The following is a 14,444-nucleotide window of genomic DNA, read 5'->3' as shown; positions in this document are numbered from 1 at the left end:
GAGGAAAAACGGCTTTGCGAGCAGATATCCTTGTCTGAACGGCACCAATCCTTTCCTCCCGGTCTGGGTGACCGGGCAAATGGTCAGTTGCCGGCGGCGTCGATGGCGCCGGGCGGTGCAATTCCCACATTCGCATTCCACATCCATGGTTGGAAGCAGGCCGTTTTCCAGCGCTATTTTCCGGATCGCAGCTTCACCTTCGTTCCCATGTATACGCGGCAAGACGAATTCCAGAAGGAGTGGTCCGCCCGCATCCTCAAGGCGGACAATCCGCAGATCTTTGTCTGGAGCCTCAGGGCGCCGGACGGATTGCGGAGCTTTGCGGAAGAACACGGCATCCCGGTCTTCTTCATCGAGGACGGGTTCATTCGTTCGGTTGAGGCCAATGCCAGCCGGACGCCACCCCTGTCTCTGGCGCTCGACACGGGAACAGCCTATTTCGACTGCCGGACGCCGTCAGATCTGGAGAGGTTGCTCGCTACCTACGACTTCGATAGCTCGCCGGACCTTTTGCGGCGGGCAGCGGCGGGCATTCGATTTCTCCTGGAAACGGGCGTCAGCAAGTACAATAGCGGTGCCAAAACGGACATCGAGAACCTCTACGGTCCAAAGTCCGGCAAGCGGGTGCTGGTGATCGGCCAGGTCGAGGACGATGCCTCTATCCAGTTCGGCTGCCTGCCGCCGGTGACCAATAACGACCTTGTCCGGCTCGCAGCGCAGGAAAATCCCGGCGCCCAGATCATCTACAAGCCGCATCCGGACATCCTGAACCGTGTTCGTCTCGCGCAATCCAATCCGCAAGACGTGCGGCATCTTTGTCAGATCCTTACTCAGTCTCTGGCCATGGCACAGGCCTTTGAAACGATCGATCACGTCTATACGATCACCTCGCTCGCGGGCTTCGAGGCCCTGTTGCGGGGGATAAAGGTCACCGCATACGGATGTCCATTTTACGCCGGCTGGGGGCTGACGGACGATCGGCAGCCTAATCCGCGCCGTGGGCGGCCCCTTTCGATCGAGGCATTGTTTGCGGGTGCCTATCTTCTCTATCCGCGCTACTTCGACCCCCGCACGGGCAGGGAGGTTTCCTTTGAAGAAACGGTCGATGGAATTCTGCGTTATTTTTCCGCTGGGGAGGCTCTTTCCGAACCGCGCTCGTCCGGGCCGCGATGGCGGCCTTGGGGGGCTTACGGTATTCTTGGCTGGCGTCATTTGATGACGCCGCTCTTGTCACCTGTGATCGCCAGGATCGGCCACGGCCGCGACGCGCAGAGCTATCGAGAAGACCCGATCTTGTTCTTTCGGGAGCTGTCGAATCCGAAATTCAGATTGATCGGGCAAATTTTGTACCCCTTCGACAAATGACCGGCGGGTCGTGGGAGCAACCTGTGAAGGCCCGGCATTCGGGTTGTCGCGCCAGTCAGGGGCGGCGAAGGGTATTCTTCTCCGGCTTTTTTCTCGGTGGCGGATCGATAAAGGCATCTGGCTGGTTGACTGACCGGTTGTGCAGCCGTTCGGCAATCGCCGCGGCGCCGGCGTCGGTGCCCGCCTCTGAATAGAAATTGCCACGCACCTGGATTGCCGCTGCAAGCAGGCGAAAAAACGCTGTCCGCAGGGGAGCTCCCGGCGGCCTGGGCGCGCTCCAGAACTGCTCGAGCGGCGCCTGGTCGCTAAGCCCGGCAATATCGAATACGGCGGCGCCCAACACCTTCACGGGCTTTCCCAGCTGCAAGGCATGCAGGCCGACGGTGGAATTGACCGTAACGGTGCCCAGAGCTCTTTCCAGCAGCGCATTCAGATCGCCGCCGTCAAGGAGGTGAACGCGCTCACCGACGTCGAGTTTGGCTGCCAAATCGACCACATGCTTTCGCCAGTTGATGAGGCCGTTGTCGAGCGGATGTATCTTGACGATGAGTTGGGTATCGCGTCCTGCATGGCAGGCGAAGGATGTCAGGATCTGGCCGACGGCCTCCTGCTGGTCGTTATAGGGCGAGTGCGCGCGCAACTGAAAATCAGTTTGCAATTGCAGCGGGTAAACAAAAAAAGGCGCCCCGTCTTCAACGAGACGGTCGATAAGCTGACTTGCCGCCTTTTTCCTTCGTCTGCTGCCAGCCAGACGCATCACCCAGCCGGCATATTCCGCAAGCGGATGGAAGAGGGCGTGGCGGCGATAATGCGGGAAGAGGAACCACAGGAAAACGTTCGGCAGATTGTAGAGAAGGTCATAGCTTGCCTCGACAAGGAAGCTCTGAGAGTAGCGCCGTTTCCAATCCGGCTCGGGCAGGGTGCGGGCCGCATCGACGATCTGCTGCGGATCGACGGGGAAATGTGAGTTGGACGACATGCCACCGCGTTCAAGGGTCAGCCAGTCAGGCCGCAGATAGCCCATTTCGATGACGCAAACCGCTATATTGCGTTCCCGTGCCGCCGCGATTGCAAGCTGATGGTAGGAGCGCTCCTCGCCCAAGAGGACGAGGTCGGTGACTGCGTGGCGGTCCATGAACGAGCCCGCATAGGCACGCCAGACCTCGCCGCCGCGGCCTCGGTAGTCATAGCCGCCCTTCCGCCGCCAGAAAATCTGGTCGCCGGGATTGAGGTTGATCCGGAAGCAGCGATGTCCGCTCGCTTCCAGCCGCGCCGCGATCTTCGCGAAGATCGGCGATGATGGCCCTTGCAGGAAAAGGAAGACACGCGTCGACGACTGTTGCGAAACCATCGTCAGCGACTTTCAACACAAGGCGCCGGCACTAGTGCAACTCGTCTTTGTGCAACTTGGCATGTCGGAGCATCGCTTCCAGGAGTTTCCAGGGCGCCTCGTTGCGGGGGTGGGTCGGGCTGTGATGCGGCTTCCGGGCCGCAGCCAGGGGCACGATGAAATAGTCCGTGCGGGGATCGGGGAAAGGATCGGCAAAAGATTTGAGCAGTGGCGCATGATCACCGTAAAACACGAGCCACACGGGCCGGTCGAGTTTGTTCAAATGATCCACCAACTCGCCAAGTGCCTTGTCCGATTGCTGCAGGATTTCAAGATATATCTCGACGGGATCGGTCTTCCCCTCGACGCGGTTGGGCTCCCACGGCCCGTGGTTGGCCATCGATGCAACGAAGAGGAAACTGCCCTTGGCGTCTCCCTGTTTTTCGACATCCTTGATGACCTTGCGTGCCAGCGCCCCATCTGAGACATAGGGGCCGTCCCGCGTCGGATCATGATCGAATTCATCGAGCATGGTCATCTTCTCGAAGCCAAGCTGCGGCATGGCCTTGTGGCGCAGGAAGAATGTCCTGTCGTAGGGATGCATGAAATGCGTGCCCCACCCGGCGTTCTTCAGTTTCGTCGGCCAGACGATATTCGTATAGTGGCTCGCCCGCAAATACGGGTAGCTGGCATCGATGTGGAGATCATCCGGAACGAGCCCGCTGAGTACGGCGAACTCCGTTCGTAGCGTATAACCCCCTTCGAAGACGGTCGCGAGGCGGCCCCATTGCACAGCGAGCTTCTGCAGGCGGTCGATCGTCGGCAGCTTGACGTGGTCGACGCCGCAATGCCGCATGTCGATGAAGGATTCCGACTGCCAGACGATGATGAGTGGCGCCTTGTTGTCAGCGTCATGGCCGATCAGGTCGTGGACGGCCGCAAAGAAGCGCTCGGAAAGGTCGGCAATGATCTTTTCGCGACGGCGGCCGAGCCAGATGATGAAATGAAACACCACCGAAGCGAAGGTGCCAAAGCGGACGGTGCTGACCTTGACGTTCGGCTTGCCGACCAGATGCTGGACAGAGTCCGCGACCGGCCTGTTGACCGGACCGTAGAACAAGAGGATCCACGGCAGATCAGCCGCGAGGATCATGACGATGACCCAGAAGAGCTTGCTGTCTGACGGCAGCAGGCTCGGTTCGAAATACATATAAAGACCAGAGACGCCGAACACATAGAGGAAGGCGACTGTCCAGAACACGATGTTCAGCGAGTTCGCGTAGAAGATCGACTTGTATTTGAAGACGTCGGCGACCAATGCGATGTCGGAAAACACCAGGGGCTCGCGGATGAATTTGAATTTCGCGCGCGATATGCCGGTGAAGATGACGAAGAAGCTCATAGCGCCTGCGCCGGCATAAAGCGGGCGCCAGGAAATCGCAAAAAACCCTGCAAAGACCAGGGCTATGATCGCAAGCCGCGCGAGGATATCCATGGCCGCGCGCCGGCGGCTATAGGGCGGCCGGTTCTTCTTGCGCTGGCGTTTGGGCAGCGCAAATCTGTCGGTAAACAGGATGACAGCGCAGGACAAGGCGTAGCAGAAAACAGTCAGCGTCAGCGGATAGTCATGCATATGGAACGACGTCAACGCCAAACGGATACCTTTGCGATCTACAATCCGCCGCCGGCCTTTCCTGTACCGCCGCGACAGAGCGACACTTAAATGCTATTTCCGGTGGACACAAGCAGACTTGTCCTTGTTCACCGGCTGCGGCCGATACGCAGGATGGCACGGTCGAACCACCAGTTGAGGAACGGCTTCGCCGTCGAGCCGAAGCGGCCGAGAGCCCAGAGCGTCCAGCCGAAGAACACCTCGAAACGGCCTCTGTCGATCGCGCGAGCGATGCGGCCTGCCACGGCATCGGACGTCCACGGAGCGACGCGCCCCATGATCACGGCCGCTTCAAGTGGACGGTGCTCCAATTCGCGGATGAACTGCGGCGTTTCCGTATCCGGCGGGAAACAGACGGAGATTTTCACGCCATGCGGTCTGGCCTCCGAGCGAAGAGCCTCGGCAAAGCCATGCAGGGCGAATTTCGATGCGGAATAGGCGGTATAGCCGTAGATGCCGATCAGGCCGGCGCCGGAGGAAACCAGCATGATCCTGCCGGCACGGCGCTGCTTCATGCCGGCATAGACCGAGCGCACCGCATGGATGCTGCCGAACAGATTGGTCTGGAGCTGGCGATTGAATGCATCCGGCGAGACCGCCTCGAACAGGCCCGGTTGGACGATCCCGGCGCAGGTGATCAGGATATCGCAGGGGCCGAAGGCTTCCTCGCACCGGGCGATTGCGGCCCCTATCTGGCCTTCATCGGCGACATCGGCGCTTTCGACGTGGATTGCGTCAGCATTGCCGCTCTTGGCGAGTACGGCGTGAGCCGCCTCAAGGAGAGGCAGCGTTCTTGCGAGAAGGGATATTCGCGCACCCCTGGAAGCGTAGAACCGGGCGAGTGCCAGACCGATGCCGCTTGAGCCGCCTGTAATGATCACATGAGTCATGCTTTAAGACCGGCCCGGTTCATCGGCATTCGCGTGCTTGTTCAGAGCCGCCAAGTTTAGAGCATGATGCCGAAAAGAGTAAGCGGCTTTCGGACGACATCATGCTCTACTTCTTTGATTCTAGAGCGGATTCAGATTTTAGGTCGATTCGACCTAAAATCATCCGGCTCTAGCGGGAGGCGAGCATCTTCATCATCTGCTGGATATCGATCGACGCGAGACCGAAATTCCGCTCGGTGAGGTCCTTCAGCTTCTCTGCTGTCAGCGCTACCGTCTGGCGGATCTGTTCCTCGGTATGCTCGCTGGTGATGAAGAACCGCAGGCGCGCCATGCCTTCCGGCACGGCTGGGTGAATGATCGGCAGCGCATTGACACCGGCGGCAAGGAGATCGTTGGACAGCTGCACGGCGCGCAGCGAATCGCCGACCAGCACCGGAACCACCGAGAAGCCGGCGCTCAACCCCGTGTCGAGACCCGCTTCCTGGGCGAGCTTGAGGAACAGCGCACCATTGCGTTTCAATGCGGCTGCACGTTCCGGCTCAGCTTCCAGAATGTCGAGGCTGGCGATCGCGGACGCCGTCAGGACCGGAGCAAGCCCGACGCTGTAGACGAAACCGCCGGCGCTCGCCTTGAGAACGGCAGCAAGCGCCGCACTTCCAGCGATATAGCCGCCACAGCTTGACGTCGTCTTGGAGAGCGTGCCCATCCAGATATCGACTTCGCGCGGGTCGATGCCGAAATGTTCGAACGTGCCGCGCCCGCGGCGCCCGAGAATGCCGAGCGAATGGGCTTCGTCGACCATCAGCCAGAAACCGTATTCCGCCTTCAGCTTCATGATCGCCGGCAGGTTGGCGACGTCGCCGTCCATCGAATAGACGCCTTCGACAATCACCAGGATGTGGCGATAGTCACCGGCAACGGTGCGCAGCACATGCTCAAGGTCACTGGCGTCATTGTGTTTGAACAGGCGCCGCGTGGCGCCAGACAGCTTGATTCCGGCCAGCGCGCTGTTGTGGATGAATTCGTCATGGACCACGAGGTCCTTCGGGCCCATCAAGCAACTGATCGCCGCGACATTGGTGAGGTAGCCGCTGACGAAGCAGACGGATGCCTCAACACCGTAGAAGGCAGCGATGCGCTCCTCCAGTTCGGCATGGGCCGGGCGCTCGCCCGCCACCAGCCGGCTGGCCGAGGCGGAGATGCCGAAGGAATTGATCGTTTCGCGCGCCTGTGAAAGCACGTGCGGATGCCGGTTGAGCCCGAGATAATCATATGAGGCGAAGTTGATCAGCTTGCGACCGTCGATCACCGTCGTCGCGCCAGCTGCCGTCTGATGCGCCCGGTAGAAGGGATTGTCGATACCGAGCTGTTCGCTCGCCGCCTTCTGGGTGAGGACCTGCTTGTATTCCGGCAAATCCTCGAATTTGATTTGCTTGCGCCTGACCGGCGGAGGAACGTCGCGCTCGGAGCGAGCCATGCGGCTTTTTTCCGAAGTCTGATGCGTGTTGCGCATCCGGTCCAGCAGATTTTCCTTCAGGCTGCTGTTCATCTTCGAAACGCTGTGGCGTTCCTCGTTCTTGCTCATTGGCTCGCTGCCTTCTCCGTGCCAGTGTCGGTGCCGGTGTGACGTTGGGCGAGATCTTTGACGATCTTGTTGTCTGCCGGCGCGTTGTCGTCGTCGCTGCCGTGATCGCGCTTGCTGACCTTCTCATAGAGCTTGCGTGCGACGTCGCCGACGGTGGTATTATCGGCAACACCGCTCAGCGGCATGTCGAAGCCGGTATTCTGCTGGAAGCTGATCCCGAGTTCCACGGCCATCAGACTGTCGAGTCCTATTTCCTTGAGAACCTTGGCGCGCGAGATCGTATCCTTGGAGACGCGAAGGATAGCAGCGATTTCGCCCGCCACCAGATCATAAAGGATGTCTTCGGCTTCCTGCGGCGATTTACCTTCGATCATCGCGACAAGATCCATCGTCTGGCCGTCGGTGCCGGCCGAATGCTGGTCTGCGGTTCGCAGGATGACCTCGAACAGGGTATTGCGGACAACCGGCAGGTTGCGCGCCGCCGCCCAATCGAGTTCCGAGATGATTGCCACCGCCGCGTCGACCGTGCCCGGATCGGAGCGGATGTAGCTCTCGACCTGGTCAAGTGCGGCCTGCGCCTTCAAAGCCGTCTTGCCGATACGCTTGGACAGGAGATCGTTGACGTCGGTGTTCTGGGCCAGATAGCCCTTGTCGGCGATCGCACCGAAGCCGATCGCCAGGCCCGGCAAACCTTCAAGACGGCGTGCGCGCGCAAGGCCTTCGAGATAGCCGTTGGCGGCCACGTAGTTGGCCTGACCGGGATTGCCGACCAGCGTCGTTGCCGACGAGAACAGGATGAAATGTTCAAGCGGGTCCGAGCGCGTCAGCTTGTCGAGAACCGCGGCGCCCTTGGCCTTCACGTCGATGACCGGGCGGTTGCGTTCTCGGCTGAGATTGTTGATCAGCGCGTCATCCAGCACCATGGCCGCATGGACGACCGTTTTCAGCGGGCCGACCTGCCGTAGCGTCCTGAGCAACGCGTCTGCGGCTGCGTCGTCGGTGACGTCGCAGGCATGAACAGTCGCCGAAACGCCCTTGTCTTCCCAGCGCTTGATCGCCTCCAGGGTTTCAATATCCGCAACGCCACGGCGGGTCGCAAGCGCAATGTTGCGTGCGCCCTTTTCCACCAACCAGTTTGCCGCAGCAAGACCGAAACCGCCTATACCTCCGACGACCAGATGGACACCGTGGCTGTCGACCGAAAGTCGGCGGGCCGGCCGTTTGGCAACTTCATCGCGTCCGGCAACAGGTGGCAAGACCACGATCTTGCCGATATGGCCGGCATTCTGCATCAGACGGAAGGCGTTGCCAATTTCGTCAAAACCGAAGGCGCGGTAGGGCAGGGGCACGAGCTTGCCCTCTTCGAACAGTGCGCCGATCTCGGTGAAGATGCGCTTCGTCAGATCCGGCGCGTTGACCAGCAATTGGTCGGCGTCGATGCCAAAATAGCTGATGTTGCGGCGGAACGGTCTGAGCCCGATCTTGCTGTCGGCGTAGTAGTCGCGCTTTCCGAGTTCGAGGAACCGGCCGAACGGTTTTACCAGCGACAGGCTCTGCTCCATCGCTTCGGAGAACAGCGAGTTCAGGACGAGGTCCACACCCGCGCCGGCGGTTACGCCGCGGATGTCGTTGACAAAGGCGAGCGAGCGGGAATCGAAGACGTGATCGGCGCCGAGCATTTTCAGGAACCGGCGCTTCTCGCGCGTTCCAGCCGTTGCGATAACCTTGGCGCCGGCAAGCTTTGCCACCTGCAATGCAGCCAGACCAACGCCGCCTGCAGCGCCGTGGATGAGGATGGTCTCTCCGGCGCGGATGCGGCCAAGTTCCATCATCGCGTAATAGGCAGTGAGGAACGCGACCGGCACGGTTGCGGCGGCCACCGGGCTGACGGTTTCCGGCAGCTTTGCAACCCCGGACCGCGAAACGACGGCATGGGTGGAGAAGGCCGCAGGCGCGATCGCCATCACCGCGTCGCCGACCGAGAGGTCCGTGACGCCGCTGCCGATAGCCACGACGTGGCCCGACAGTTCCATGCCGATGGTTGCGCCGGCAAAACCGTCTTCGAGCGCCTCTTCCGGCAGAAGTCCCATGGCCCACATGACGTCACGGAAATTCAAGCCGGTGGCGGCAACTTCAACGACGACATCGTTGGGGCCTGCTTGCGGGATGTCGCATTCTTCCCAGGCGATGCTGCCGACCTGCGAGCTGACGCGCTGGCGGATGGTTGCCGCCTTGAAGGTACTTGTCCTGCGCAAGCTCCGATCGACCGGGCCGGGAACAGCGCGGATTTCCGAAAGAATTCCGGTCGTTCCGTCGAGCAGCCATTCGCGGTTGGTGCCCTCGTCTGCCAGCATCGCGATTGCTGCGACAAGCTGATTGCCGGTGCCTGCCTTGGCGCCGGTGAAGTCGAGTGAATGGATATCGAGGAAATCATATTCGTTCTGCAGCACGCGGGCGAATGCCCACAGGCCGCTGTTGATGCTCGAACCCGGTTCATCCTTGCCACGCGAAGCCGCCACTATCGGCGAACCACCGGGAGCCGCGATGATCAGACGCGGACGATGTCTGGCGGCAGGCTCGGCATTGGAATAATACTGACGCAGCGCCTCGGCAAAGGCGCTCAGCGACAGCACCCGGTTTTGCAGCACGGCGGAATCCTGGGTCCGGTCACCGGCGGTCGCCGACGACAGGTAGACAGCACGCACCGGCTTTTCGTTGAGCCCTTCGATCGCTTCTGCGATTTTATCCTTGTCGGCATCGAGGTCGCCGGTCAACTGAACCGGGACGAGAGGCGCCTGGATTGCATCCTTCCCTGAGGGCAGGATGCTATGAAGGGCTGCAACACTGACTTCGTGGAGGACAAGTACGGGGTTGGCAACCGATTCTTCCTCCGCCGCCAGCGCGGCATCTGTAAACTGGCCGCCCTGTGCTTCGACCACAGTGATATTGCCATGCGACAATTCATGGTCTTCGACAGAGATGCTGCGCAGACCGAGATCGCTCAGGCATTTCTGCCATTGCGTTACGGTGGGAAGCTTGCCGATCGGGAATTCCACCGCCTGGGTGCGGGCGAACCAGCCTTCGATCAATCCGAAAGCAAAGTCGCTGAAGACTGTCGGTGCGTTGGTCGCCGCGACGAGGGCGCCGGTTTCCTGGAGGCAGGCACGCATCGCGTTGCGGATCGCGACGTCTTCATCGATCAAAGTAAAAATCGTATCGGAGGCGCTGACGACGAGGTCGAAAGCCGGAAGTGTCGCGAAGGCTTCCTTCTTCAGGACACGCACATGAGCGTCTTCCTCGAATGCGATCTCGAGGTTTCGCTGCGCGTTTTCGCGCGGTTCGACGACAAACAGCAAGGCGTTGTATTTGCCAGCCAGCGTGGCAAGACCGCGCGTGAAGCCGGCAGATACGGTACCGGCCTCGACGATCCGCAGATCACCCTTGCTGTTTGCGAGCGCCTTTTCGACTGCGGACAGAACCAGATTCATTCTTTGACGCGTCGACTCGGAATGAACCGTCTGATGGTCGAGCGTCGCGTCGCTGATGAAACCTTGCGGCTTGGCTGCGACATCGGCCTCGTTGCCCGATATTTCGGAGGCAAACAGGCTGTCGATGCGGTCCAATGCCTCGGCATAGGCATTGTTGATCAAAACGGCTTCGACGGCGCGTTCCGAGCGTTCGCTGTAAAGTTCCTTCAGGATGTCGCCGACCGGAGGCAGCGAGAATTCAGGCGCAATCTTCCAGTTGCCGCCCTTGTGTTCGCATAGGCCGGCGTCTTCCAGAACATAGAGACAGTTGGCCAGGAAGCACCGGAAGGCGAAATCGCCGGGCAGAGACCGTGTGTCGACCTGGCCGCTTCTCTTGCCGAGCTTGAGCGCGATTTCGTGGCAGGCACGATAGATCGCCGCGTTGAAAAGCAGGGTCGTGTTGTCGATGCCGGCACTTTCGGAGGCGGCGATTAACGGAAGAGACAGGGCGATGCGCGGAGTTGTCGCCAGCGGCGCGGCGCGATCTGCGGGGACTGCCTCGTAATGGAAGGACAACATGTCCAGCGTCTTGTGCTGGCGAAGATAAGTCCGGCGGAAACGGCAGTCGTCGAAAGCGGCGATGATTTCGCCGCCCTTGCCGAAGAAACGGAACTTGGCCTTGATCGAATTGGCGCTGATGCGTTCGATCTCGACCAGCGCCCGCTTGACGGTCATGCCCGAATTAGTCACGCGCACCGACCCGAAACGCACCGGGATATAGGGCGCGCCGCCGGCGTCGCCGGTGAAGCGGTCGAAAAGCGCAACCAGCCCATGGAACGTCGCATCGACGGAGATCGGGTTGAGGCTGTAGGAAACGAAGGGGTGCCCTGCTTCCTCCGGATCCTTCAATTCGACATCGATGAGCCGATCGCCATAGCAGACGGCGCGCGCCATCAATTGGAACCGCGAACCGTAGTCGAGGCCGAACTGGCGTGCGGTTTCATAGGCCTTCGCAGGCGTTACGGTTGCCGTTTTCTCAAGGCCGGCGAACCGGTTTCCGGAGGCGGGCTCATCCGTGGGAATGGGCTTGCGGCTGCGCGCCACGGCGTGCACGGCCCAATCGTCCTCCGACAGCCGCTCGCGCGAGCGGATTTCGATGTCCCCGGTCTCCGGCGAGAGGATGGTCGACAGTTCCATCATCCGGTTGTCGGCAAGCTCGAGCGGCCGCACGATTTCCAGATTGGTGATGTCGACGTCCGGCGTGCCGTAATACTGTTGCGCGGCGGAAACGGCGATTTCGATGAAGCCGCTGCCCGGCAGGATGGCCTTGCCATCGACGACGTGTTCCGCGAGATCCGGAAACAGATGCGCATCGACATGATTCTTCCAGCTGCCGCTGTTCAGATCGGCGCGCCAGCCCGCCAGCGTATAAGGGGTCCTGGAGCCGCGGCCGAACAGGTCGGTTGCATCGCTGGTTGTTGCCGGACGCAGTTCGGTCTGCTCGAACGGCAGGTTCGGCAGGCGGACGAAGGCGTTGCGCTTGCCGAACAGGCGTGCCTCATCGAATGCGGCCCCGTGAGCGATGGCACGCGCCATGGCCCGCGAGATCGGATCCTGGCCCTTTTCGCCGGCATCGCGCAGCAGGGTCGGCACGACCATGCCGGGAATGGCGGCCTGCTTCACCGTTTCCTTCAGATAGGACGACAGGATCGGGCGGGGCGAGATTTCGATGAACAGGCTGCAGCCGAGTTCGATGGCAGCTTCCGTTGCCGCCTGGAAACGGACCGGCTCGCGAACGTTTTTCCACCAGTAATCGGGGTCAAGCTGCGTGCCATCCAGCCGGTCGCCGGTGACGGTGGAGAGATAGGCGAGTTCCGATTTGCGCGGCGCGATATCCGGAATATCGGAGAGGAACGCCTTCTTTGCCTGATCAATGATCGGGTGGTGGAACGGATAGTTGATGTCGAGAATCTGGACCGGAATCTTGGCTTTGCGCGCCGCGTCACGGAAGGCGGAGACTTCGTGCGCCGGACCGGAGATCGTCACCGAGTTATGGGCATTGACTGCAGCAACACAAACCTGCTCGAGGCCGCGCGCCTTGGCAAAGGCGTTTGCAGCCTCTTCGCTGAGCATTGCCGCGGCCATCGTTCCCTGACCGGCAAGCAGGTCCTGGTGCAGCGAACGCTTGGCAACGATCGCAACCGCATCGACGAGCGAAAGGGCGCCGGCCGCATAGGCCGCGGCGATTTCGCCGACCGAATGGCCGAAAACAGCCGTCGGCTTGATGCCCATGGCGACCAGCGAGTCCGACAGCGCTGCCTGGACGGCAAACAGCAGCGGCTGGGCAACCTTGGTGTCGGCGAGCTTCCTATCCAGATCCGGATCGGTGAGCAGGTCGATCAGCACGATATCCGAGTGGAACTTGAACAATGCGCTGACGGAGGTGAAACACTGGCGGAAGTGCAGGTTCTCGCGGAATGCCTCGACACCCATGCCTGCCCATTGCGAACCGTTGCCTGAGAAAACGAAGGCAACCTTCGCATCCTTTGTCACAGCTTCGCCGGTTTCGCCGATGCCGGATGCAGGCTTTTCGAGATGACTGGCAATGGCGCGGACAATGTCTTCCGGATGATCGCTGCGCGCGGCAAAACGGTAGCGCATCTGGGTGCGGTTGGAACCGGACGCAGCGACAATGGAGCGAACTTCCTCCTGCGAAGCTTTGGCGAAGGTCGCTTTGTACGACTTCAGCAGTTCTTCGAGGCTGTTGACGGTATGGGCGCTCGCCATGAACACGTGGCCGGTGGCGTTGTTGCCGTTGCGCTCGTCCTGAACCGGATCCGGATCGCTGATGACGACATGGGCATTGGCCCCGCCGAAGCCGAAGGAATTGATGCCGGCGAGACGGGCGCGCTTGCCGCGGAGCAGTTCGATCGGGTTCGCCGTGACGCGAACGTTCAGCCCATCGAAGTCGATATTGTCGTTTGGCGTCTCAAAATGCAGCGACGCGGGCAGATAGTTGTTTTCAAGCGCCATGATGGCCTTGAGCATGCCGAACAGGCCGGAGGCGGGTTCGGTATGGCCGATATTTGACTTTATCGAGCCGATCGGAACCGGCGCACGGCGATTGGCGCCGATCACGGTGCCGATCGACCAGACTTCGGAGGGATCGCCAACCTTGGTGCCGGTGCCGTGGCCTTCGACGAAGGCAACCTGATTGACATCGATATTGTTGCCCTCGTAGATCGAGCGCAGCAGGTTGGCCTGGGCTTCGCGGGATGGCAGCGAAATGCCGTTGGTGCGGCCGGCAGAATTCACGCCGGTGGCGACGATCTTGGCGTAGCTGCGGTCCTTTTCGTGGCGAGTCCTGTCCGAGCGGCGCAAAACGAAGACGACGCCGCCTTCCGCACGCACATAACCGGCGCCGTCATTGTCATAGGCGCGGCACAGGCCCGCAGGCGACAGCATGCGCGCCTGGGCAAAGCCGACGAACGGAAGCGGGTGCGCCAGTATATTGACGCCGCCAACAATCGCGGTGTCGATTTCACCGGCATTCAGCGCCCGCATCGCCTGGTCGAGCGCGACCAGCGACGAGGAGCAGGCGGTATCGACCGTCATGCTCGGGCCGCTGAGACCAAAGATATGGGAAATGCGATTGGAAACGATCGAAAGCGTGTTTCCGGTCATGAAATAAGGCCCGGCTGCGGCCGGATCCTCGACGGTCAGGTTCGCATGGTCGAGGCTGGAGGCACCTACATAGACGCCGACATTCTCGCCATGCAGCGACGTAATCGCGATATTGGCGTCCTCGAGAGCGCGCCAGGCGAGTTGCAACAGGACGCGCTGCTGCGGATCCATATACATGGCCTCGCGCTGCGACATGCCGAAGACGGCCGGATCGAAATCATAGATGCTGTCAAGCACACCGGCCGCAAAAGAATAGGTCTTGCCCGGGTTGCCAATAACCGGATGCCAGAAGCGAGCAAGGTCCCAGCGGTCCGAAGGTATGCGCGTAACGGTGCACTTGCCCTGGCGCAAAATTCCAAACAGCGCCTGCGGCGAATTGGCTCCCGGGGCGAGACATGCACGCCCTATGATTTCAACTGTCATATTGTATCGAACGCTCTAAACTGCTGTG

6 protein-coding genes are annotated in these 14,444 nt (G+C 60.8%); 1 reads left to right on the top strand and 5 read right to left on the bottom strand.

Annotated elements, in window-relative coordinates:
- Positions 1-102: 102 nt before the first annotated feature.
- Positions 103-1,365 carry a capsular polysaccharide export protein, LipB/KpsS family gene (locus ACSQ2Z_RS19165; RefSeq protein ID WP_436083129.1) on the top strand — a complete coding sequence of 421 codons (1,263 nt, stop codon included), beginning with the start codon at positions 103-105 and terminating at the stop codon, positions 1,363-1,365.
- A gap of 55 nt (positions 1,366-1,420) precedes the next feature.
- On the opposite strand, the gene ACSQ2Z_RS19160 is transcribed toward ACSQ2Z_RS19165, so the two are convergent.
- From ACSQ2Z_RS19160 to ACSQ2Z_RS19140, 5 genes are all read right to left on the bottom strand, one after another.
- The gene (locus ACSQ2Z_RS19160; RefSeq protein WP_436082661.1) at positions 1,421-2,716 is read right to left on the bottom strand and encodes a capsule biosynthesis protein; all 1,296 of its coding nucleotides are present in this window, start codon (positions 2,714-2,716) and stop codon (positions 1,421-1,423) included.
- Between the two features lie 31 nt (positions 2,717-2,747).
- On the bottom strand, positions 2,748-4,328 hold the full coding sequence (locus tag ACSQ2Z_RS19155) for an LTA synthase family protein (RefSeq protein WP_436083128.1): 1,581 nt from the start codon (positions 4,326-4,328) through the stop codon (positions 2,748-2,750).
- 128 nt (positions 4,329-4,456) lie between these two features.
- Positions 4,457-5,257 carry an SDR family oxidoreductase gene (locus ACSQ2Z_RS19150; RefSeq protein WP_436082660.1) on the bottom strand — a complete coding sequence of 267 codons (801 nt, stop codon included), beginning with the start codon at positions 5,255-5,257 and terminating at the stop codon, positions 4,457-4,459.
- Between the two features lie 169 nt (positions 5,258-5,426).
- The gene (locus tag ACSQ2Z_RS19145) at positions 5,427-6,842 is read right to left on the bottom strand and encodes an aminotransferase class I/II-fold pyridoxal phosphate-dependent enzyme (RefSeq protein WP_436082659.1); all 1,416 of its coding nucleotides are present in this window, start codon (positions 6,840-6,842) and stop codon (positions 5,427-5,429) included.
- Positions 6,839-14,416, bottom strand: coding sequence for a type I polyketide synthase (locus tag ACSQ2Z_RS19140; protein ID WP_436082658.1), 7,578 nt, complete (start codon positions 14,414-14,416; stop codon positions 6,839-6,841). The genes ACSQ2Z_RS19145 and ACSQ2Z_RS19140 overlap by 4 nt, the downstream gene beginning before the upstream one ends.
- Between the last annotated feature and the right edge of the window lie 28 nt (positions 14,417-14,444).

This window comes from Pararhizobium sp. LjRoot235, assembly GCF_964254145.1.
Taxonomy (GTDB): Bacteria; Pseudomonadota; Alphaproteobacteria; order Rhizobiales; family Rhizobiaceae; genus Pararhizobium.
Note: the sequence above shows the minus strand (reverse complement) of the source record. Positions and strands in the feature narration are given on the sequence as shown.

What these genes read in the sequence shown, in the direction of transcription:
- ACSQ2Z_RS19165 (WP_436083129.1), top strand. Translation starts at nt 103, where the DNA reads ATGGCGCCGGGCGGTGCAATTCCCACATTCGCATTCCACATCCATGGT.
- ACSQ2Z_RS19160 (WP_436082661.1), bottom strand. Translation starts at nt 2,716, where the DNA reads ATGGTTTCGCAACAGTCGTCGACGCGTGTCTTCCTTTTCCTGCAAGGG.
- ACSQ2Z_RS19155 (WP_436083128.1), bottom strand. Translation starts at nt 4,328, where the DNA reads ATGCATGACTATCCGCTGACGCTGACTGTTTTCTGCTACGCCTTGTCC.
- ACSQ2Z_RS19150 (WP_436082660.1), bottom strand. Translation starts at nt 5,257, where the DNA reads ATGACTCATGTGATCATTACAGGCGGCTCAAGCGGCATCGGTCTGGCA.
- ACSQ2Z_RS19145 (WP_436082659.1), bottom strand. Translation starts at nt 6,842, where the DNA reads ATGAGCAAGAACGAGGAACGCCACAGCGTTTCGAAGATGAACAGCAGC.
- ACSQ2Z_RS19140 (WP_436082658.1), bottom strand. Translation starts at nt 14,416, where the DNA reads ATGACAGTTGAAATCATAGGGCGTGCATGTCTCGCCCCGGGAGCCAAT.